Here is a 21,395-nt window from a genome sequence, read left to right on the forward strand (position 1 = left end):
AGGAATTTAAACATGTCTACGATGACAAAAATCTTTTCATCTATCGCGCTGAGTGCAGTAGCGACAGGTGCTTACGCTAACCAATGTGAAACTGTTCGATTTGCCGATGTAGGCTGGACAGACATCACTGCAACCACAGCTGTTACCTCTGAACTGCTTAAAGGCTTGGGCTACAAAACCAAGACCGACCTTCTGTCTGTACCTGTGACGTACTCTTCAATGGCAAACGGCGACATTGACGTATTCCTAGGTAACTGGATGCCAACCATGGAAGGTGATATCGCCAAATATCGTGAAGCTGGCACAGTGGAAACCGTTCGTGCAAACCTAGAAGGCGCAAAATACACACTAGCCGTGCCAAAGTACGTATATGACGCAGGCGTGAAAAGCTTTGCTGACTTGGCAAAACATGCCGACAAATTCAAAGACCGCATCTACGGCATTGAGCCGGGTAACGATGGCAACCGTCTTATCCAAGATATGATCGACACCGATGCATTCGGCTTGAAAGACTTCAGCCTCGTGGAATCAAGCGAAGCGGGCATGGTGTCTCAGGTGTCTCGTGCTGTGCGTCGTAACCAATGGATCGTTTACCTAGGTTGGGCACCACACCCAATGAACAGCAATGTTGAGATGGAATACCTATCTGGCGGTGACGACTTCTTTGGTCCTAACTACGGCGGTGCAAATGTTTACACTAACGTACGCCAAGACTACCTATCTGAGTGTCAAAACGTGGGTCAACTGCTTAAGAATCTAGAGTTCAGCCTAGAGATGGAAAACCAGTTGATGGAAGCGATTCTGAACCAAAAACAGAAGCCAGCGAAAGCAGCACAAGAGTGGTTGAATGCTAACCCACAACAATTTGAAGCGTGGCTAGAAGGCGTGAAGACGTTAGATGGCAAAGACGCAAAACAAGCGATTACTTCTTATCTAAAAACAAACGCTTAATCATTCCTCTCTTTAGGAAAAGGTGGGCAGCGATGCCCGCCTATTAACACAAAGGTTTTATTGTGAATTTTATTACGGACAACAAACTTCCGTTGGGCGAATGGATGGAAACGGGCGTGGATTGGTTAACCATGAACGCGTCGGGTTTCTTTGATGCTATCTCTATTTTTCTTGAAACCATCATTCTATTCGTGGTGGATATATTCAAATGGATGCCTCCGGCAGCACCTATTATCATGACCGCAGCGATTGCGTGGTTCCTACACCGCAGCATTCCTCTAGTCGTGTTTATCGTATTGGCGCTGCTGACTATCCTTAACCTCGGCTACTGGCAAGAAATGCTGGAAACCTTTGTTCTCGTCTTCGCTGCGACAACGATTTCCGTATTAATTGGCGTACCGCTTGGCATCATGGCGGCGCATCGCCCGTGGTTGTATACCTTATTACGCCCGATACTCGATTTAATGCAGACCGTACCAACGTTTGTGTATCTGATCCCAACACTGGTTCTGTTTGGTTTAGGCATTGTTCCGGGGCTGATTTCCACCATTATCTTTGCCATCGCCGCGCCGATTCGTCTGACTTACCTTGGTATCACCAAAGTGCCAGAAGAGCTGATTGAAGCGGGTAAAGCGTTTGGTGCAAGCCGCATGAAATTGCTGTTCAAAGTCGAACTTCCAGCAGCATTGCCAAGCATCATGGCGGGTGTTACTCAGTGCATTATGTTGTCACTTTCTATGGTGGTGATTGCTGCGCTAGTCGGTGCCGATGGTCTGGGTAAACCAGTCGTACGAGCATTGAACACCGTGAACATTTCTCAAGGCTTTGAAGCGGGTTTAGCGATTGTGTTAGTCGCGATTATTCTCGACCGCTTGTGCAAAGCACCAAACCAAAAGGAGGCATAACATGGATGCAATTACGATTGAAAACCTCGACGTTGTGTTTGGTCAGCAGCAAGAGCAAGCATTGGCGCTATTAGACCAAGGCAAGTCTCGTCAAGAGATCATTGATGAGACCGGACAAGTGGTTGGTGTTGATAAGGTCTCAATGAGCGTCAAACAAGGTGAGATCTGTGTATTGATGGGGCTTTCCGGTTCGGGTAAATCCAGTTTGCTTCGTGCCGTTAATGGCTTGAATGAGATCTCTCGTGGCTCACTCAAAATCAAAGATGGCGAAGACATGGTGGAGCTTGCCAACTGTGACGAACAGACTCTACGTAACCTGCGTACTCACCGTGTGTCGATGGTGTTCCAAAAGTTTGCGCTTATGCCGTGGTTAACGGTATTGGATAACGTGGCGTTTGGTCTTGAGATGCAGGGCATTGGTAAGGCGGAACGTCGTAAAAAAGCGCGTGAACAATTAGAAATGGTTGGGCTAAGCGAGTGGGAGAGCAAGTTCCCGCATGAGCTCTCTGGTGGTATGCAGCAGCGTGTTGGATTGGCTCGCGCCTTTGCTATGGATACCGACATCCTACTAATGGATGAACCGTTTTCTGCGCTCGATCCACTGATTCGTGCTCAGCTTCAAGATGAATTGATTCAACTGCAAGAGAAGCTCAACAAGACGATTTTGTTTGTGAGCCATGACTTAGATGAAGCGCTGAAAATCGGTAACAACATTGCCATTATGGAATCGGGCAAACTGATTCAACACGGCAAGCCTGAGCAAATCATCCTTGCGCCAGAAAACGACTATGTGGCGGACTTTGTGGCTCACACTAATCCGCTCAATGTCTTGAAAGGTCGTTCACTGATGCAATCCAGCACTGAGCTTAAGCAGCAGAATGACCGCGTATTGGTATGTGCAGATAAGCAGATATGGGTCGAGCAAGAACCGAAAGGTGTTACGCTGGTGGATTCCGATAAGTCATTGGTGAATTGGGAAAGCGGTTCAACCACACTCGACGACATCGGCGAAAGCACAGTTGTTCAAGCTAACCCAGACATCAGCATGCGTGAGGCGATTGAACTGAAGCAACGCAGCAACCAGCCGATATTGCTAGTAGAAGAGAACAAGTTAGTGGGCGTACTGAGTGACAACGAGTTGTATGACGCACTGCTTGGCAACTTTAAATCCAAGCAAGTGGCGTAGCTGTCTCTTATATCAAAACGTTTGTTGATTCCTCCCTCGGCAAAACAAAAAAAGAGCCGTACTCTTAGACTGAGAAACTAAGAAGTACGGCTCTTTCAATTTGAACAATGATTTAGATAGCTAAGCTCTAGGCTAGGAACCAAGGAGCTAGGACACGATACTCGTTAAAGAGTAGTGATTACGTCATCCATGTTTAGACGCGCTTTTGGTAGACCGTGGTTGTAGTCTTCGCCGTCTTTGTGGTAACCGATTGCTAGTGCAACTTCACATACGTGACCGTCTAGTTCTGCTTTGAACTCTTCGCCGATCAGTGTTGGGTCAACACCTTCCATTGGAGTAGAGTCGATACCTAGACGCGCTAGTGTGTGCAGTAGGTTACCAAGCGCGATGTAAACTTGCGCTTTCGTCCAGCCGCCGTTGTAGCCGTTCTCATCTGTGTTTGCTTCAGCAAATGCGTAAGCACCCATGAACATGTCGTACATGTCTGCTGGTAGGTGACCAGAAGTCACTTCAGCATCAACACGCTTCGCGAATTTCTCTTTAGTGAATTTTGGATCGTACGCTAGCAGAATAGTGTGAGATGCTGCTTTAGCGTGCGGTTGGTTGAACTGGTGCATGTTAGCAAACGTGTCATGGAAACGCTGTTTCGCTTCGTCGCTCTCAATTACGATGAATTTCCAAGGCTGAGAGTTGATAGAAGACGCAGATAGGCGGATTGCTTCTTTGATGATTGCCATATCTTCTTGAGAGATGCGTTTCTCTTCGTCGTATTTTTTAGCTGTGTAACGGTTGTTTAGGTCTGTAATGATTTGATGAGACACGTTTATATCCTCTTAATATTATTAGACAAATGAGGATGCGCTTAGCATCGACAACCATGCGTACCTCGAAAGTGAGTCCATAATATCGACTTTTATCGAATTGATAATACGTGTTTCGTTTAAATCACTTTCTATTTTTTATTGAAAATCGAATTTGAACGGCTGAAGGGCAGGTTGGCATTCTTCGTATGCCGACGTTCAGAAACCACAAAACCGTCCCAACGAGCTTGGTAGGATTATCAAATTACATTCATAATGAAAATAGATAAGTTGGTTGGAGGCTAGGGGATGAACGTAATCGAAGTTTTTAACGACAGCTATGAACGCTGTGTTACCCATGAGGACTTCTTTGATTTGTTCTATGAGAACTTTTGGTCGAAAGGCGAAAACTTCAGACAGAAGTTCGATGGCGTAGATATGAAGAAGCAAATCCGGATGCTTAAAGGGTCTATCGTGTTTGTGATGATGGCAGACACCTCAACAGACGCTCGTGACATGATGCGGAAATACGGGCACAAGCACGGGCATAACAATATTGGCGTCGCCCCTGAAGATATCGATGTCTGGTTTGAAAGCCTGTTAGAAACCGTCGCCCAATGTGATCCTGACTTTGATGAAAGGGTCGAGTATGCGTGGCGTCACTGCTTTGAAACTGGATTGGCAATTATGAAGAAAGAGTGCATCGATGCTTGAGTTCAACCAATGGTGAATTCGTAAAGGGAGTAGAACACCGCTACTCCCTCTTTTCTTCTCCTACTGCTCACTTCAGTGACTAATAGGCTTACTCTTTCCCTTGTTCCAACTCTCCCTGATTCTTTTTCACTGCTTTGGCGATATCAGAGACCGCTTCGACGAGATTAATCGGCATCGGGAAGATGATGGTCGATGTCTTGTCTGTGGTGATTTCAGTGAGCGTCTGCATGTATCGAAGTTGCAACGCATTGGGTGCTTCGTTAAGCATTTCTGCCGCTTCTTTTAGCTTGTTGGAAGCTTCTAATTCACCGGTTGCGTGGATGATCTTCGCACGGCGGTTACGCTCTGCTTCGGCTTGGCGGGCGAGGGCGCGCACCATGCTGTCGTTAAGATCGACATGTTTCACTTCAACCGTTGCGATCTTGATACCCCAATCGTCGGTCTGTTGGTCGAGTATGGATTGCAGATCTTTGTTGAGGCGTTCACGTTCAGAAAGCAACTCATCAAGTTCATGCTGACCAAGTACCGAGCGCAACGTTGTCTGTGCTAACTGGCTGGTGGCATCGCTGTAGCTTTCGATGTTATTGATCGCCATTTGTGGGTCAACAACTCGGAAGTAAACCACGGCATTGACTCGGACCGATACGTTGTCACGGGTGATCAAATCTTGAGTCGGAACATCCAAAACAATGGTACGTAAGTCGACACGAACCATTTGTTGAATGAAAGGAATTAAGATGATCAAACCCGGTCCTTTCACTTCTTGGAAGCGACCGAGGAAGAACACCACGCCACGCTCGTACTCACGCAGCACCTTGAACATTTGCGTTGCCAGTGCAACCAATAAAACAATGATAACGGCAACAGTGTAGAGCATCATAAGCGCCTCCTATTCCTTAGGGCGGTCACTGGGTTTCACGGTTAGGGTCAACCCTTTTATGGTCACCACGGTGACGTGGTCTCCTTGTTTGAGCTGTGCGTCAGCTTTGGCTTGCCACAAAGCACCATCCAGCTGGACAAGCCCCGTTCCATCTACAAAATCATCGCTCACAACTGCGAGCTTGCCCGGGTAGGTTTCTAGTCCAGTAGTGGCTTTTTTGCTGCGAATTTTAAGCAGCAAGCCAACGGTAATCACGATTAACCCAACAGAGAAAATAGCGATACCAATGATCAATGGCAGAGCGATTTGGAAGCCGGGGATGTCGCTGTCCATTAGGAAGATCGAGCCGAGAACAAACGCAACGACACCACCTAAGCCGAGTATGCCAAAGCTCGGGTTAAAGGCTTCGGCAATCATCAGAGCAATACCGAGCAGCAGTAACCCTAAACCAACGTAATTCACTGGCATCATTTGTAGGGCATACATGGCGAGTAACAAGCATATCCCACCGAGCACGCCTGGTAAGCCGATACCAGGGTTGTAGAACTCTAATAACAGTCCGTAAATACCAATCAGCATCAGGATATAAGCTACGTTGGGGTTGGTGATCACCGCCAACATTTCTGCACGCCAGTCTGGGACGCGTTCCACCCACGTTGGGTTATCTAACACCAGCTTATACGGTTTGCCGTTTACTTTGACCTCTGTGCCATTGATGGTAGTGACCAAGTCTTCGGGTGAATTAGCGATGTAATCAATAACGTTTAACTCTAACGCTTCTGAAGCGTCTATGTTTGCAGCTTCGCTGACGGCTTTCTCTGCCCACTCTGCGTTTCTGCCATGCAAGCGAGCCAAGCCTTTGATATATGCTCTGGCGTCATTGATGACTTTCTTTTCCATTGCGGTTTTGGCAGGTACTTCGTCGGAGTTTTTGCCTGATGATTCATCATTCGATTCGTCATTGTCTTTGTCGTCGGCACTAGAAGGCTGTTGCGGTGCACCTCCTAGAGAAACGGGCGTAGCTGAGCCTAGATTGGTGGCTTCTGCCATGGCGGCGACATGACTAGCGAGCAGAATGTAGGTGCCTGCGCTGGCTGCCCTAGAGCCTGAAGGACCGACCCAAGTCGCGATAGGGACAGTGGATGTAGTGATGGCGTGAATGATGTCTCTCATTGAGCTATCAAGCCCGCCCGGTGTGTCCATTTTTAGGATGATGAGGTCAACGCCGTTTTGCTGAGCCTCTTCAATTTCTCGCGACAGATAATCACTCAGGGCAGGACCAATCGCGCCTTTGACAGGCAATACCCAAACGGTGCTCGCTAGCGCTTGGCTGGCAAACAAGAGCAGGGGAAGAAGCCACAATCGTATCTGTTTCATACAGCCCTCCTTGTGTTACCACTGGGACTTATTGAAAACGCTATTTAAAGTATATACCCAAGTGACTTCAAGATGCAGGATTCAGAGCGTTGTCATTGATTCGAGAGCAAGGAAAATAACGCGGTGTAATAGCTAGCTCTTTCCAAGTTGTTTGACGCAGCAATCGGGTCAATGGCACGCTCCCAAAGGGCGAGCTGCCTTGGCTTGTATACTTTGTTGTCGATTCTTGATTTAGACCCACTAAACCTTTAAATCGCCGCCGCGTCTACAAACCAAGTCAGTCTCGCTGAACCTAGCATCTCGAGGTTACTTGGGTATAGATACGCGTGGACAAGAGAATGGATTTATCCGTTGCCTCCAAATGTATAAGCAAATGTACAAGGGGGAGGTGCTTAGGCTGTGATACACACTTTCTCACGTAATCTGGGTTTTCATGCGTTGTGGATCGTAAGAAAACCAGTAAACTGCGAGGAATCAACGACACTCAAACAAGAAGGTAAGTGGGAAGTTATGATGTTAATTGCGATTCGATTGGTGAAGCTTGCCGTTATCTGTGCAGTGTTCTTCACTATCTACGATTTGATTGCGTTCGGTGAGGTGACTTGGATTAATCGTTTCTTCAACCTGTAATCCGAAATGAAAGGGGCATCGTGCCCCTTTTTGCTACCTAGTTTGCCAGTTCTGGTTGCGTAGGTGGGGTGTTCACCACAGACATCTGTTGACATCGATCTTGAGCCAGAAAAAGAAACTTGTCGTAGCCGCTTTTCTCAAGCTCTTCACTAGAAACCAATTGTTTCACAATGTTGTCGCAGCGCTTAATTAGCAGTTCGACTTCCAATGACGATTTGTTGCTCGGGAAAGCACGCGTTAGCACTTTGATGATGTTAATACACACCGTTCTCAGCAACGGGCAACGTGCTTGAAGCTCAATTAAGGCATCGATCAAGGCTTGGTAATCTTGCTCAGCAGCACGAATCTTCTTGTATTGCTCCTGCATCCAAGCTTGGCGCTCCGCGTTGTCGGTTTCTAAAGAGCGACCGAGGGCAATTTTACTCGATAGAATGGTATCGCTTGAGTCGGTTTGTAGGTTTTCAAAACACCAAGTGATGGCTTGAGAAAACTCAGATTCGAAGTTCATCTCATGCAATAACCAAGCGAGGTGAAATTGTGCATAAAAGTGAGCGAAAGGCTTACGGCGATACAAATCACTGAGCACTTTAAACGCTGCAACGTACTGGTTTTCCTCAATCGCAATGTGCGCGGCAATTAAATCCAATTCGTCCTTAATTGCTTTGTTTTCAGGTCCGCTTGTGATCGACTTAAACAAGTTTTTCGCCTGAGCCAGCAAATCCTCACGACCTTCTAATTTTCGCACGCAGTAAAGCAAATTGCGGATCAAATTTAGCTTAGAGAAGGTGTTGTTGCGATAGGTATCTTTGTTGATATCCATGTACGCATGATAGTGCTGCAATGCTGAGTGGTAATCGTGCTCTGCAAGGCATAAGTTTACAATCACCAGTTCACGTTCTGAATTTCCTTCAACCAAGCTGTTTGCTAGCTCCAAGTGTTTGATAGCTAGCGGCACTTCGCGGTTCAGCATATTGAAGTTCGCGGCACATTCACGTACTTCTACGTTGTTCGGAGACTCTTCTAGCAGAGTACGCACTAGGCGTTGTGCTTCGTCGTTTTCCCCCAGAGAAACCAATGTGTTCGCCAAGCCGATTTTTGCCCAGTTAACGTCTTTGCGCTCGATAACTTGTTCGTAGACGATTTTGGCTTCGTGATGCAACTTTAGGCGCGTTAAGAAATCAGCGCGGAACTTCTCAATGATGAAAAAATACTCGGGATGAAAAGGCATCAGCTCTTCACATGCTTCTAAACCGGCGTGAGAGTCGTTGTTGAGTTCTGCTTGATAGATAGCCTGCAACACGTTCTTGCGTTTCACCGCTGCTGAGATGCGTTCTCGCAGCGTAATGGAATTAAAAGGCTTGAGTAAGTACTCGTCTGGTTTTAGCTCGATAATAGCGCGTACGATGGTCGCAGAGCTTTCACCGGTCACTAGAATAAACACCGTGTCATGGTTGAGTAATTTGAGGTGTTTTAGTTCTTCAAACAGCTGCTTGCCATTCATACCTCGACCGAAGTTATAGTCACAAATGATCAGATCGATACGCTCTTGGTGAGCAATGGAAACCGCCCCCTTGGCTAAGCGAGCGGTGAAGATGCGTTTGTCAGAAAAGCCAAGCTTGGTCAGCATGTTACGTAATGTCAGTACCACGATAGGTGCATCGTCGACGATTAACACATTGTACTGTGAGAAAGATTTGGTATTCATTTCAAAGAGACTCATCATATGAACCATGTGACCGCGAATGAACAGCCACTGGCTAGAATTAGATCAAAGCTTCCAACTGCTCAAAGGGAATAGGGCGACAGCGAACAAATCCTTGGTACAGTTCCACACCAAGTTCGCGCAAATAACTTAACGTTTCAGTGTCTTCCACACCCTCTGCCACTGACTTAAGCCCCAAAGACTTAGCTAGATGTAGGCTCGATATGGTGATCTGCTGGCTTTTGAAGTTCGTCAACGCATCTTTGATGAACTGGCGGTCAATTTTCAACTCGGTGTATGGCAGTGTTGCCAGTTGGCTGAGTGATGAGTAACCCGTACCAAAATCGTCAATCGCTAAGCCAACGCCTGTTAAACGTAAGTTAGCGAGATTCGCCAAGGACGTGACGCTGCAGTCGTATACTTCATCCTCGGTGAGTTCAAGCGTGATGCGTTCAGGTGCGATTTGGTATTGATCGCACAACGCAAACAAGCGAGCACTCATAGGTTGCTTGAGTGTCTTTTGATTCATGTTTACCGATAAATTGATATTTACCTTCAGTTGAGACATGTCTTGCAGCGCGTTCTCTAATACAATCCAGAACAGCTTATCTAACTCGTTACGAGCCTGAACCTCAGTAATAAACTGTGCAGGTGCAATAATGCCGTGTTGTGGATGTCGACAACGCACTAATGCTTCGACGCCGATCAGGCGGTTATCTTTCGCGGAGTATTGAGGTTGGTAATAGTTGAGAAACCAACCTTGCTCAAAAGCAGTGCTAATTTCATCCCTACCTATCAAAATGGGCAAGGACACCACTTGTTCTTCCAATGTGTATTGTTTGAACTCATTAAAGATCTGATTCAACTGCTGATGAGAGATCGGCTTAGTTAACGCTCGAACAAAGCCATAACCCGCAGACAAACACATGTTGTAGGTGATTTCGACCACATCTTGGCTCATTGCACTTAAAATCACGACACCTTTAGGGCGAGCGCTTTCTGCCAGGTTGGACAGCAGGTTCACCCCGTTAATGTCTGGCAAATCAATATCGCAGAACATCAGATCGACAGGCTGAGTCTCGCAAATGGTCGCGACTTCAGCACCTCGATGGACGATAGTAATCGTGCCCTCAAACAGACGATTGAGCAAAATCTTAAGATTAGTTGCTTGTAATCGATCGTCTTCAACAATCAAAATATTCAATTAATTGCTCTCACTCATTTCCAGCCACTGTTGTGTGGTACTGACTATGGTTTCTAATTCGTTAATAAGCGCGGTGCGAGCCTGAGTTTCTTGCTCACTGCCTACTGAAGACTCACATTGCATTGCCACATATCCAAGCTGGACTAAGTTGAGGGCGGCGGCTGATCCTTTGATGCGGTGCGCGATGGACTTGAGGCTTTCTTCTCCAGACTGAATCAACGCAATATCGTTGCTCAAAGCCTCACAAATCACCTGTGCCATTTCGAGCTTTTCTTCGTAGCTGTAGTCTTCAAGCCAGTCTTCTTGGCGCTCACTGTTAAACGCTCTCGATAAGTATTGCTCGCATAAGGCTTGTAGATCGCCCAAGTTGTATGGCTTAAACAGTACTGTTTCCATGCCATTGTGTTCCGCTTTTTCAATCACATTACGTGAGTTTTCTGCGGTACACGCTACAACGGGAATAGAGGCAAACTTACTATCTGCTTTGAGTGCCTTAGTCAGTTGGTAGCCGTCCATATCAGGCATGTGGCAGTCAGTAATCACCAAACTAAAAGAGGTGATCGTATTGTCGCTTTGCGCTTGTTCTAACACCTCAATGGCTTCGATGCCACTGGCTGCAAGCTGGCAATTAACCCCCAGTTTTTCAAACTGACGCTTAAATAGCAGTCGATTGATAGCATCATCATCGACGACCAATACGCGACCATCCCAATGATACGCTTCTGTTAGTTCCAAAGGGCTTTGCGTGGTCGTATTACAGTTCAATTTCTGCAAAATCAAATCGGGATACACATTAGAGTAATGCGGATCTACCTCGACAACATGATGCTTGCTCTCAAATTCATCTAGCGTGACTTGCCATGTATTCAGCCAACGCTGGACTTGTTTGCTTTCAGTATAAACCGGAACCAAAGCAGTCAAATCAAGCGGTTGACTGGTCATCGGAAGTTGCACCTTGATGGTTGTGCCTTGCTCTTTTTGGCTTTCAACCTTAATGCTGCCCTCCATGATGTCGACCAAGCTTTTGACGATAGACATACCAAGCCCAGTTCCCCCAAAGCGGCGACTGATACTTTTATCCCCTTGGACAAAAGGTTGGAAAAGAGCAGCCAATTGCGCCGTGCTCATGCCGCACCCGGTGTCTTGTACACTAAATTCAAGCTGATTTTTGCTGACATGGACGCTCACAATGACTTTACCGTGTTCGGTGAACTTAACGGCATTGCTCAATAAGTTATTGATGATCTGGTTGACTCGCAACCAATCAAGAACCACCAACGCATGCGGCGTCGGAGTCCAGTTCAACTCAAACGTTAACGATTTTTGCTCTATGGCTTTCTCAAAGCTTCTTAGTGTTGAACCAAGCTCTTGATAAACATTGCCTGCATGAACATCCAACTGAAGCTGGTTCGCATCAATCTTCGAAAAATCTAGAATGTCATTGACGTGCAGCTGTAATCGCTCTGCAGATTGCATTGCGCTTTTCAGCAGCTCTTTGCTTTCTGAACGTTCTAAATCTTGTTCTAACAACTCCATTAAGCCCAACATTGCAGCGATTGGGGTGCGGAGTTCGTGACTAACCACGGCTAGAAAATGCTCGCGAGCCTCGATCGCTTGCATTGCCTTTAAGTTGGATGCTTTCAGTGCGGTTTCTTTCTGTTTAAGTTCACTGATGTCATCAAATACCGTCATGCAATATTGAGCCCCTTCTTCCGGGTGGAGTAGGGTCTGCTTACGAACGCGGTAGTGTTTGTCTCCCAAAGAGCATAAAGACGTTTCTGAGCTTTCTGAATCTGTGTTTACGCACTCTCGGGTCAACTTGAGCACTTGCTCTCGTTCATCATCTGGAATGCTCTTATCGACATTGCAGCGCGAAAGCATGTTAATAAACGGCTTGTTTGCCAGAATCTGCTTGTTATTGTCATCCGATATCAGAATTTTATTGGGCAGTTGATCCAGTACGGACGACAACCACTTGTTTTGTTTTTGGCGAATCTGAGTTTCGTATTCTTTGCGTTTGATGGTTCGAGTCAGATGTCCGGTTCTAACGATGTAAATCAGTACTGCAACCAACAAAAGGCAGACGCCGCCCAACGCCCAAATGACGACGGTTTCTTTGTCGACACCGTATTGAACCGTTACTTTATTGTGGCGATCCATTAACTGTTTTAGTTCAGCGTCGGTCGTGATCTTAAGTACCGTGTTTAGTACTCTGCGCAGAAACTCCGAGTCTTTTCTTAACTCCATACCCAATTTGATTTTCAACTGCATATCGTTGGGTGGTGTCGCTGGCTTAAACTTCACCCCTTGACCACCGTAGTAATGATTGTCAATCAGGCTTTGGTTGACGAATGCGTGAGAAATGTCACCGTCTTCAAACGCTTTCATCAAACAGTCAAACTCTCTATAGACCGCAGCAAACTCATATTCTGGATGCTCGAGAAAATGAGGGTAGAAGTTCCCTGAACGATCCAGAATCGCGACGGATTTCTTCGCTCGTTCGTTGAGTGACTCAATAAAACCATATTGAAGGAACCCAAGTGTGCGAGTGGTAATAAAGCGCTTTTTATCTGTTAGGTTGATGTTTCTTGCAGGCAGTAAATCGACCATCTTTTCTTGAAGCATCAAATCGACATCACGCCCATTTGTTGGCACGTATTCGAATTTGATCATGCTCTTTTGTTCCATAAGCTTTAATAAGTCATGGACATAGCCTTTTAGCTCACCTGTTTCTCGGTCGAGGTAAGACAATGGGTATACGTTATCTTGAATCGTATAACGAACTGTTTTGTGCCCTTGTTGCTGCTTCAAAATATCCAACATCAACTCGTTGTGAAGAATGTTGATGTTGGCTTCAATGTGTAAACGACTATGTTTAGACTCTTTCGAGTGTTTAATGTACTTGTCGATGATGCTCATCAGCTTTGGTGAGTTCTTGCCAGTAAACACCGTGACCTCTCCCGGTTTAAGAGATCGGTTGTAAACCACCTTACCAACAAGTTCACCATTCGGATTTTTAAAGCCGTAAGAACTCAGTGTAGAGAGACCCACGACAGCAGCATCAGCAGCGCCACTGTTGAGTGATGCTGTCATCATTAAGTTGTTCTTAACAGCATGAACGTGTTTGAACCCCAGAGCGTGAACTTGGTCGCACGCGCTGGAATCTTTAACACAAACCCATTTCAGCTCATCAAGAGGTTTGTCTGCGAGGCTGTCATCTCGAAGCCATATCAGTCTTAGCGTATTGAAAATAGGTTGAGAATACAGAAAGCGTTGCGCACGTTTTTGAGTCGCAACAAAGCCGACGGTTAAGTCGATTTCGCCGCTTTCCAAGCCATCAAATAAAGTGTTGAGGCTTTTATATGGCACGTACTCAGCACCAACATGCAAGTCGTGCAACATAGATTCCGCGTATTCGATGTTGATGCCTTCTTTTGATGCTAGGTCTCCCCAATAGGGTAGCCAGTCACCTTCGAGAACACCGACTTTTAGTGATTCTTTGTTGTTTAGAAACTCTCTCTCTTCAAAGCTCAGAAAGTCTTGAGCAAAGGCGTTGAATGAAAGAGTAGTAAGTAATGCGGTGATGAAAGCGAAAAGTTTCACTAGGTTCAAATTTCCAGCCAAGGACGGAATCCAAAAAAGGGGGCGGAATCGTATAGCTTTTCGCCACTTTCCGCCAATCAAGGATGTTTGTCCTGTCGACAAGTTCCGCTTGATATTAAAGAGGGGGATTTGTGCAAACTTGCGCACGATTAATCAATAAGTTATGGGAGGGTGCTCAATATCCATACGGGCAGTAATGGAAAAAAAGTCAAAAGCAACTAAGTTCATATTAAGAAGTTAGGTAAGGATACCCAGAACTATGAACAAAAGGCTTACCACAAAAGGGTTATGTGGATGTTTGATGATAGGTTTTTGCGCTTTCGCTATTGCTGGTACTACGCATGATGACGAAGTGAATTTTCAGTTGGTGCAACCAATTGATGGCAAACCTACGATCGACATGGATCTAGCTCGAGTTGGTTGGCACTTGTTCCGAGACCCAAAGCTTTCATCTAATGGCACGATCAGTTGTGAGACTTGCCATGATCTCTCGACGAATGGTGCAGAATTGACGCCTGTTTCTACTGGGGTGCATGGCGTTGGCACTCGCAATTCAATCTCCGTTTTTAATGCCGCCTTAAATTATCGATTTCTATGGGATGGTACAGCAAACTCGCTGATGGCTCAGATCGATGGTCCAGTTCAAAACCCATTGGAGATGGACTCTAATTGGGAAGAGATAGAAAAATATGTTCAGACCAACCCGTCATATCAGGTGCTTTTTAAGCAAGCGGATAACCGAAGTATTGATGTGAACAACATTAAGCGTGCAATTGTGGAGTTTGTTAAAGGGCTCCAGACGCCAAGTTCTCCATTTGATGCTTATTTGCTTGGTGAGACGGATGCCATGAATGAACAGGCAATACGAGGCTGGGAGACTTTTCAGCAAGTGGGTTGTGTTCAATGTCATCAAGGACGAAATATTGGCGGAGCGATGATTCAACGGTTTGGTTATTTTCAAGTACCTGATGACAACCTCGACACAGGACGGCATTTAAGAACCTCTGATGGAGAAGACAAGTTCTACTTTCGAGTGGCAAGCTTACGGAATGTAGGACAAACCAGCCCTTACTTTCACAATGGGCAAATTGATAAGTTATCGGATGCCATACAAATCATGTCGCAGACTCAATTGGGTGTAACGATGAGCGACGATAACGTGGCAGATATCGAAGCCTTCCTTAAGACCTTGAGCGCCCCAAGACCTGCAATTTTGGAGGTGTTTGAAAATGAATAAATTCCGTTTAGTGAACGCCGCCTTATTCGTCGTTATTGCCGTAATGGCGGTGTTAGCGTGCATGAGCCATGTGAATTCAAAAAATACTCAAGGGTTGCACGCATCGCTTTCTGAAATTGGTCACCATTTGATAGAAGCCCGAGACAGAGTCGTCAATCGCTATTCAATGGAAGAGAGAAAAACGTACGAAATTACCGAAAGTTTGGTTGAGCTTGAACTTGCCGCCGAGAATCTATGTACGGTTTTCAAACAGTCAATTTGGTTTGAATTTACGCCTACGAAAAATCGTGTAAAAAATATCGTAGCTCAATTTGATGGTAAGGTTCGCGATGCGACGCAAACCCTGGACATGTTAATTGGTGTTCAAGTTGCAAACCAGTACGAGTCACTCACTCTACACAATATTTATCAACGTCAGTTTGCGGCGCAAAATGATGACTCTTGGTTAGAGAAGCACTATTTTAACTTTCTAACCAATGCCGCATTACAAGGCGATAATCCTCAAAGTCAAAACATCTCATTGTTCTTGAATCGACTGCGCCAAAGTGAGCGAAAGATAGAGTTGCTTACTAACAAGATTTTAGAAAGCCATTATTTTGAGTTTGTTGAGTATTCTGAACACCAGTTACTTGAGATCGCACAGCGTGAAGCTCGACTCACATGGGTGTTTGTTCTTTTGTCCATCATCTTATTGGTAACCGTATTTGTGCTGCAAACTCAACATCGTGTGAATAAGCTCAAACATCTCAATGACGAATTAACTGAAGCGACAGAAAAGGCGGAACGTGCGGCAAAAGCCAAGTCACAATTCTTAGCAACCATGAGCCATGAGTTAAGAACGCCAATGAATGGTGTATTGGGCATTTCGCAAATCATCGCCAGCGAAACTCAAGAAAAGACAACCAAAGAGCATGTAAAAGTGATCTTGGACTCTGGTCAACACCTCATGACGATTCTCAATGACATTTTGGACTTTTCTAAAGTTGAAGAGAACAAGTTGGAACTAGAAGCCGCACCATTCAATTTACCTCAAGTGCTAACCCCAGTTTGTAGTGCGATTCAGCCTTTAATCGAAGAGAAAAACATTCAGCTTTACGTCGAGAACGAAGTGCCAGAAAACATTGAGTTTAACGGTGACTGCGCGCGTATTCGACAGATCTTGTTCAATCTCGCAGGCAATGCCGTGAAGTTTACGGGGGATGGGCATGTATTGATCCGCGCTGAGCTTGGTGAACAGAGAAAACGTCTTCTCCTCTCGGTGAACGACACTGGTATTGGTATTCCGGAAGATAAACAAGGTCGCATTTTTAACTCGTTCGAACAGGCTGATACCTCTACCACGCGTAAGTTTGGAGGTACAGGGCTTGGTCTCGCGATTGTCAAAAAGCTCACTGAATTGATGAGTGGAGAGATTAAGCTCAAGAGTGTTGAGAGCATTGGGACTCAGTTTTTAGTGGATCTTCCTATCCCTTGGGTAGAGAAAGAACAGCCGGCAATGCCAAACACCAAAGCTGAGCAACAGCAGGAGAATAAACGCAATCTGCACATTCTCCTTGCCGAAGACAACCGTGTGAAAGCGATTGTGGCGAAAGGTTTCTGCGAAAAGTTAGGGCATACGGTCGAGATTGCTGAGAATGGTTTGATTGCGACTAAGAAAGCGCAAGAGAACCAATATGACTTGATACTGATGGACAATCACATGCCGGAGATGAATGGGGTTGAGGCGACGCGATTTATCCGAGAGAAGATTGGTGTGAAGACCTTATTGTTTGCTTACACCGCCGATGTGTTTAGAGAAGCGCACGATAACTTTATCGACGCGGGTGCTGACCATGTACTGACCAAACCATTGCAGCGAGAGAGCTTTGCTGATGCGCTCAAGCAGTTTGCCTCTCGTTTACCAGTGCAAAATGACGTATCGGATCAAGCTGAAAACGTGGTTGAGTTACATCGTGAACCAATTGAGAGGCTGAGACTGACAGAAGAAGAGCTGACTCATTCTGAGACGGTAGAAATGCTCAAAGAGGAGCCTGATGCACTGTTAGATCTGCTTGAAAGCATAGTGAATGATTTCGAAAAATCGGTTGATGAGTTGATTGAGTATTTCATGGCAGAAGACTTATTGTCACTTTACAGCACCTTGCACACCACCAAAGGGATGGCGTTGAATCTTGGGTTAGACACACTGGCGAATCAGGCGCTAGAAATCGAAACTCAAGTTAAGAACAAGCAGATTCCTGATATTGAACAACTGCAAAAGTTGATCAACCGACTGCAAGTTAATATTCATCAAGGGCAGCGCTTGATTGATCGTTGCCGAAAGCAACAAACAGATTCAAACCAAGTGATTTGATCGCTCTATACCCGCATTTTCTGCCTTGTGAGTGGGAGTAAGCCCTAGGTTGTGGTCTACTTAGCTCTCTTTTGAAATCATCTCCTTTTGGAGTGCGCAACGACAGGGCAGGGAATTGCAATGAGTCAACATACCGCAGTGATTAAATGGCAACGTCAAACCGACGAAATTTTCAGTGATAATCAATACAGCCGAGCGCACGTTTGGCAGTTTGATGGTGGGCTTTGTGTTCCTGCTTCGCCATCTCCTCATGTTGTTCCATTGCCTTTATCTGTAGCTGAGAATGTGGACCCAGAAGAAGCGTTTATTGCGGCACTTTCAAGCTGTCATATGCTGGTCTTTCTCTCTATTGCTGCTAAACGCCGTTATGTGATCGACTCCTACGTAGATGAAGCGGTGGGCGAACTTACAACGGGAGAAAATGGTAAAGAGTGGGTTTCAAAAGTGACACTTAGACCAAACATTGTCTTTTCAGGAGACAAACAGCCGACACGTGAACAGTTAGAAAAAATGCATCATATGGCACATGAAAACTGCTTTATCGCTAACTCTGTAAAGACCGACGTCGTGACAGAGTTATTGGATTAGGAGAATGAGCCATTAAAAGCGTTAGTGAGGTGAAGCTCTCATAATCTTGCTTGTTGTGTAACCTAAGTTATACCCAAGTGACTTCAAGATGCAGGATTCAGAGTGTTGTCATTGATTCGAGAGCAAGGAAAACAACGCAGTGTAATAGCCAGCTCTTTCCAAGTTGTTTGACGCAGCAATCGGGTCAATGACACGCTCCCAAAGGGCGAGCTGCCTTGGCTTGTATACTTTGTTGCCGATTCTTGATTTAGACCCACTAAACCTTTAAATCGCCGCCGCGTCTACAAACCAAGTCAGTCTCGCTGAACCTAGCATCTCGAGGTTACTTGGGTATAAAGCTCTAATTAACCGTTTAATAGTTTGAATATGGGTGACTGGTTTCACATTTTGGTTCATTTTAAGTCGGTATGTGAATCAATGTTGTGCAGTGGCGCAAACTGTTTGTTGTTAAATTAATGTTAATATCGAATGGTGTATCATTGATTAATAGCGAGCATGGATGTGCAAACGCCTTTGAATCCCTTTATTCAAGCGAATGGATTACCTCAATTTGGTCATTTAGCATCGATTCCCGAATCGCTTCAGTTGGATGCGTTTCAGTATCTTAATGAGATGGACCAGCCTGCATCGAGTTGGCGAAAGCGATTCGACTATAAGCAGTTCCAGTTCGTCTCGATCGTGACAGAGAAACACATCATTGGTGTTGCGATTGCTGATATTCGCTATTTGGCGTCTGGCTTTTGCTATGTGTTTGATATCGAAACTCATGAACTTGTTGAGCAGCAGTGGCTAAAGCCGCTCAATATGGGCTATCAAACACAACCTTCTAGTTGGAACAGCCAAGCCTATCTCGCTAGTGACACCATCCAGTTCAACATTGAAAATGGACTCTGGCATATACAGCTTTCAACAGACCTTATTCAAGCTGACTTAAGGTTAACGCCTGAGCCAGAAAGTTTGCCTTTGATGCTCTGCACGCCAACAGCATATTCGGGCTGGACCTACACTCAAAAACACAACGCGCTCGCTATACAAGGTCAAATGAGTGTGAAAGGGCAGCCACAAGATCTCACCAATGCAGTCGCTGGGTATGATTTCTCTGCTGGTTACATGCGCAGAGAGACCAGTTGGCGATGGGCGAGCATCAATCACCAAAGGGAAGGCAAACGGATAGGACTGAACCTTGCGGCTGGTGTGAATGAAACTGGGTATTGTGAAAACGTCATTTGGATTGATGGAGAACGCCACTTGATGCCCCCCGTACAGTTCGAGTTTTCTCGCATGCATCAAGAAGCGTCATGGCGAATTACCTCACAAGACAAGCGCATCGACTTGATCTTCAAGCCTAAAAATCAACGCTCAGAGAAAAAGAACTTTTGGTTTTTGAAGAGTAACTTTCGTCAGTTTGTAGGTTACTTTTCTGGTTATTTGACTGATGACAATGGCATTAAACATGAACTCGATGAGGTGGTGGGACTCACCGAAGATCATTACGCGAAATGGTAGGAACGGACTATGGAATGGTCACAGATTACGGAACATCCTGATTTATTGTTGATGTTGCTCGCGCCAATATTCTTTCTTTGTATTGCGGCAGAATATTGGTTTGGGCAACGTGGTGGTCGATTACCTGAGAGTGCGCGATATTACTTGCCAGAAGTCGTGTGTAACTTTGTATTGGCTGGGCTTCATCAAGCGACAGATATCTTAACAGGACTGCTGATCGCTAAACTGTATTTGTGGTGGTTTGGTTGGCGCTTGTTTGATATCGAGATGACGGTTTCTACCTTCCTGTTACTCATGGTCTTGCAAGATTTCTTCTATTATTGGTTCCACCGAGCAAGCCATCGTATCCGTTGGATGTGGGCAGCGCATGTGGTGCACCACAGTTCAGAGCGTATGAACTTCAGTACCGCATTTCGCCAAAGCCTAATGTACCCACTAGCGGGTATGTGGTTATTCTGGTTGCCACTGGTCATTATTGGATTTGATCCTAAATGGGTGGTGTTTGTTGTGTTACTTAATCTGGGTCTGCAATTCTTTGTTCATACTCAGTCGATTCGTTCCCTTGGCCCTTTGGAGTGGGTCTTCAATACACCATCCCATCACCGAGTTCATCATGGTGTGAATCGTCAATACATTGATAAAAATTACGCTGGTGTATTGATTATCTGGGATCGCATGTTCGGGACGTTCGAGCCTGAAGTAGAAACTGTCCGTTATGGCATCTCAAAGCCCGTTAACAGCTTTAATCCTATTACCGTGACGTTTGCAGAATGGAAAGACATGTTCAAAGAGGTGACCCGTCCCAATTTGTCTTGGCGTCAGCGCTGGCGGTGCTTGTTTGCTCCACCGTCCGATACAATTGAGTAACTGTTCTGAATGATTAACTAAACGCCATACCATTAATGCTTGACAGTGTTCGGTGATGTTGTTTTAATGCGTACGGTGTTTTGTAAGTTTTAAGGAACGGACGATGACATTTAATCGAGTTTTCTCAATTGTAACGATGACCGCCGCTATGCTCAGCTCTGGGTACGCATACGCAGCACCTGCTTTTAGTGCAGAGCAGTTGTGTAAAGCAGGGTTGGCACTGGCTATTGATAAGCAGCCTCGTGGGATTAAATCAGCGGGAACATCGGGTCAACGTATTTTGCTGGCTTTGAAAAATGGCAAAAACGATTGGGATTACCGCTGCACGGTGAATCGTCAGAATCGTACGTTAAAGATTGATGCTAGGGACTTGAAGCGAAATGATAAATATCTCGCTCAAGCCATACGTTATCGCATCAATGAAGGGAAGCGATCGGTTGAGGTCACCATGAAGAAACGCGCTGGTGGCGGGCTGAAAAACGACACGTTCACGACACTTCAGTTGGATTAACCCCAAAGATATGGGGAACACAATAACGAAGACGCGCCCCTGCACTCTGCAGGGGCTTTTTTATGCCTGCAGTTAGAGGTAGCAAATACAGAGATCGATTACAGCCACAGCATGATAGCAATGAAGTACGAGTTTAAAGGGTATTTTAGGGAACTGATAAAAAGTTAGCTTAGGGAAAGCTTGGAGCGGGCAGCGGGAATCGAACCCGCATCATCAGCTTGGAAGGCTGAGGTAATAGCCATTATACGATGCCCGCGCATCGATAGGACTCATTCAATATGCCAGATTGAGTGCAAAAGAAAAGTCTTTTTTGCTCAATAAGTTGCTTAGTGAGTAAATAAATACCGATTCGTTCAAAAAGCGCACAGCACTGTTGGCGAT

Annotated in this window: 17 protein-coding genes and 1 tRNA gene; 11 read left to right on the forward strand and 7 right to left on the reverse strand. The window is 45.6% G+C overall.

Annotated elements, in window-relative coordinates; genetic code table 11:
- Window positions 1–12: 12 nt before the first annotated feature.
- The 3 genes from QMY49_RS22750 (at window position 13) to choV (ending at window position 3,042) form a co-directional block, all read left to right on the forward strand.
- A complete protein-coding gene (locus tag QMY49_RS22750) occupies window positions 13–951 on the forward strand; it encodes a choline ABC transporter substrate-binding protein (protein ID WP_047513754.1) in 939 nt (312 codons plus the stop codon).
- Between the two features lie 62 nt (window positions 952–1,013).
- Window positions 1,014–1,856, forward strand: coding sequence for a choline ABC transporter permease subunit (gene choW / locus QMY49_RS22755; RefSeq protein WP_005425967.1), 843 nt, complete (start codon window positions 1,014–1,016; stop codon window positions 1,854–1,856).
- 1 nt (window position 1,857) lies between these two features.
- A complete protein-coding gene (gene choV, locus QMY49_RS22760) occupies window positions 1,858–3,042 on the forward strand; it encodes a choline ABC transporter ATP-binding protein (RefSeq protein ID WP_047513752.1) in 1,185 nt (394 codons plus the stop codon).
- A 164-nt stretch (window positions 3,043–3,206) separates the two neighbouring features.
- Here the strand turns inward: choV and QMY49_RS22765 are convergent, their stop codons facing one another.
- Window positions 3,207–3,863, reverse strand: coding sequence for an NAD(P)H-dependent oxidoreductase (locus QMY49_RS22765; RefSeq protein WP_005435698.1), 657 nt, complete (start codon window positions 3,861–3,863; stop codon window positions 3,207–3,209).
- A 288-nt stretch (window positions 3,864–4,151) separates the two neighbouring features.
- Here QMY49_RS22765 and QMY49_RS22770 point away from each other — a divergent pair, with 288 nt between their 5' ends.
- Window positions 4,152–4,556, forward strand: a complete 405-nt coding sequence (locus QMY49_RS22770) for a globin family protein (RefSeq protein WP_283314525.1) — start codon at window positions 4,152–4,154, stop codon at window positions 4,554–4,556.
- Between the two features lie 88 nt (window positions 4,557–4,644).
- Here the strand turns inward: QMY49_RS22770 and QMY49_RS22775 are convergent, their stop codons facing one another.
- Together QMY49_RS22775 and QMY49_RS22780 are read right to left on the reverse strand one after the other, a co-directional pair.
- Window positions 4,645–5,436 (reverse strand): slipin family protein, encoded by a 792-nt coding sequence (locus QMY49_RS22775; protein ID WP_017818670.1) that lies wholly within the window; start codon window positions 5,434–5,436, stop codon window positions 4,645–4,647.
- Between the two features lie 9 nt (window positions 5,437–5,445).
- Window positions 5,446–6,813: an NfeD family protein gene (locus QMY49_RS22780; RefSeq protein ID WP_005452286.1), complete on the reverse strand. Its 1,368-nt coding sequence runs from the start codon at window positions 6,811–6,813 to the stop codon at window positions 5,446–5,448.
- A gap of 399 nt (window positions 6,814–7,212) precedes the next feature.
- On the opposite strand from QMY49_RS22780, the gene QMY49_RS22785 reads away from it, so the two are divergent.
- Window positions 7,213–7,443, forward strand: a complete 231-nt coding sequence (locus tag QMY49_RS22785; RefSeq protein ID WP_005452285.1) for a hypothetical protein — start codon at window positions 7,213–7,215, stop codon at window positions 7,441–7,443.
- A 37-nt stretch (window positions 7,444–7,480) separates the two neighbouring features.
- Here the strand turns inward: QMY49_RS22785 and QMY49_RS22790 are convergent, their stop codons facing one another.
- Genes QMY49_RS22790 through QMY49_RS22800 form a run of 3 tightly spaced genes read right to left on the reverse strand, consistent with a single transcriptional unit; the run spans window position 7,481 to window position 13,952 of the window.
- Window positions 7,481–9,148, reverse strand: coding sequence for a response regulator (locus QMY49_RS22790; protein ID WP_192811931.1), 1,668 nt, complete (start codon window positions 9,146–9,148; stop codon window positions 7,481–7,483).
- A 58-nt stretch (window positions 9,149–9,206) separates the two neighbouring features.
- Window positions 9,207–10,349 carry an EAL domain-containing response regulator gene (locus tag QMY49_RS22795; protein ID WP_283314531.1) on the reverse strand — a complete coding sequence of 381 codons (1,143 nt, stop codon included), beginning with the start codon at window positions 10,347–10,349 and terminating at the stop codon, window positions 9,207–9,209.
- Window positions 10,350–13,952: an ATP-binding protein gene (locus QMY49_RS22800; RefSeq protein ID WP_283314534.1), complete on the reverse strand. Its 3,603-nt coding sequence runs from the start codon at window positions 13,950–13,952 to the stop codon at window positions 10,350–10,352. It abuts the gene before it with no gap.
- Between the two features lie 259 nt (window positions 13,953–14,211).
- Here QMY49_RS22800 and QMY49_RS22805 point away from each other — a divergent pair, with 259 nt between their 5' ends.
- The 6 genes from QMY49_RS22805 to QMY49_RS22830 all read left to right on the forward strand — a co-directional run bounded on the left by QMY49_RS22805 (window position 14,212) and on the right by QMY49_RS22830 (window position 21,014).
- Complete coding sequence (locus QMY49_RS22805; RefSeq protein ID WP_049537732.1) at window positions 14,212–15,189, forward strand: cytochrome-c peroxidase; 978 nt, start codon at window positions 14,212–14,214, stop codon at window positions 15,187–15,189.
- Complete coding sequence (locus QMY49_RS22810) at window positions 15,182–17,542, forward strand: ATP-binding protein (protein ID WP_283314540.1); 2,361 nt, start codon at window positions 15,182–15,184, stop codon at window positions 17,540–17,542. The genes QMY49_RS22805 and QMY49_RS22810 overlap by 8 nt, the downstream gene beginning before the upstream one ends.
- 120 nt (window positions 17,543–17,662) lie before the next feature.
- Window positions 17,663–18,130, forward strand: a complete 468-nt coding sequence (locus QMY49_RS22815; protein ID WP_005452274.1) for an OsmC family protein — start codon at window positions 17,663–17,665, stop codon at window positions 18,128–18,130.
- A 495-nt stretch (window positions 18,131–18,625) separates the two neighbouring features.
- Window positions 18,626–19,636 carry a DUF2804 domain-containing protein gene (locus QMY49_RS22820; RefSeq protein ID WP_283314543.1) on the forward strand — a complete coding sequence of 337 codons (1,011 nt, stop codon included), beginning with the start codon at window positions 18,626–18,628 and terminating at the stop codon, window positions 19,634–19,636.
- 9 nt (window positions 19,637–19,645) lie between these two features.
- Window positions 19,646–20,503 (forward strand): sterol desaturase family protein, encoded by an 858-nt coding sequence (locus tag QMY49_RS22825; RefSeq protein WP_005452272.1) that lies wholly within the window; start codon window positions 19,646–19,648, stop codon window positions 20,501–20,503.
- Between the two features lie 103 nt (window positions 20,504–20,606).
- Window positions 20,607–21,014 carry a hypothetical protein gene (locus QMY49_RS22830; RefSeq protein ID WP_283314546.1) on the forward strand — a complete coding sequence of 136 codons (408 nt, stop codon included), beginning with the start codon at window positions 20,607–20,609 and terminating at the stop codon, window positions 21,012–21,014.
- A gap of 181 nt (window positions 21,015–21,195) precedes the next feature.
- Here QMY49_RS22830 and QMY49_RS22835 read toward each other — a convergent pair.
- Window positions 21,196–21,270, reverse strand: a tRNA-Gly gene (locus tag QMY49_RS22835).
- Between the last annotated feature and the right edge of the window lie 125 nt (window positions 21,271–21,395).

The organism is Vibrio harveyi (assembly GCF_030060435.1).
Classification (GTDB): Bacteria; Pseudomonadota; Gammaproteobacteria; order Enterobacterales; family Vibrionaceae; genus Vibrio; species Vibrio harveyi.